The following is a 1,056-nucleotide window of genomic DNA, read 5'->3' as shown; positions in this document are numbered from 1 at the left end:
CTAGAGCACGTCCACTTTAATCCGGGTCATATCCTGCTGCTGCGAAGTAGTTCGCACACTCTTGCGGCTCGAAGAGCTTGACGATGTCGCCAACGGTGTTCCAGAGGGCGTCGACGGAGCGTTCGGCCCTTGCCCGCAGAAGCGCCTTGAGCTTTGAGAAGGCGTTTTCGATCGGGTTGAAGTCGGGGCTATAGGGCGGGAGATAGAGCAGCGTGCAGCCGGCGGTTTCTATGGCCTGTCGGATGCCATCTGCCTTGTGGGCCGGCAGGTTGTCCATGACGACGATGTCGCCGGGCGTGAGCGTAGGCACGAGAACCTGCTCGACATAGGCCCGGAAAGCCACTCCATTCATCGCCCCGTCAAGGACCATCGGCGCGGTCATGCCGGAGAGCCTGAGCGCCCCGGTGAACGTCGTAGTTTTCCAATGACCATGCGGAACGCCCGATCGGCAACGCTCTCCGCGCGGCGAGCGACCGCGAAGCCGGGACATCTTCGTGGAAAGACCCGTCTCGTCTATGAAGACGAGGCGGGCTGGATCGAGATCAAGCTGTGCATCGAACCAGTCCTGACGCCGCTTCAGGAGGTCTGGCCGCTCCTGCTCCAATGCATGTGCGGTCTTTTTTTGAATGTGAAGCCGCGCTTGCGCAGCCAGACGTCGAGGGTGCTGCGGCCGATAGAGACGGATCGGTCCTCTTCCAGACGCAAAACCATCTCGTTCAGCGTGATGTCCTTCGACACCTCGATCATGCCGATGATGAAAGCCTCATGATCGTCGAGACGGGAACCTCCAGGTCGCCCCTGCTTGGCAGCGCTCACCTGACCCTGCCGGGCGCTCGCGATCCAGGCAATCGCCGTCGAAATCCCGATCCCGAACCGCGCTGCAGCCGACCGCGCGGACATCCCACCAGACGACGCAGCCAGAACCCGGTGGCGAAGATCATCACTCAATGCTCGGGCCATATTCCCTCCGACAAATCAAAGACAGGAGGAGGGAATCACAGCACGCTCTGAAAAGGAATCCTCACGCCGATTCCGCTTTCATCGGACGCGCTCTAG

At 60.9% G+C, this 1,056-nt stretch carries 1 protein-coding gene; it reads right to left on the bottom strand.

The annotated features are described in order from the left end of the window. Positions 1–16: 16 nt before the first annotated feature. Positions 17–960 (bottom strand): IS630 family transposase gene (locus tag QN224_RS33505; RefSeq protein WP_283980168.1). Its coding sequence is split into 2 segments (ribosomal slippage): positions 17–624 and positions 624–960, totalling 945 coding nucleotides; the frame shifts between segments, so codons are not numbered across the junction. Positions 961–1,056: the final 96 nt, after the last annotated feature.

Source organism: Sinorhizobium sp. 7-81, assembly GCF_030124405.1.
GTDB classification, from domain to species: domain Bacteria; phylum Pseudomonadota; class Alphaproteobacteria; order Rhizobiales; family Rhizobiaceae; genus Sinorhizobium; species Sinorhizobium psoraleae.
The sequence above is the reverse complement of the archived record's forward strand: the minus strand, read 5'-3'. Positions and strand labels throughout refer to the sequence as shown.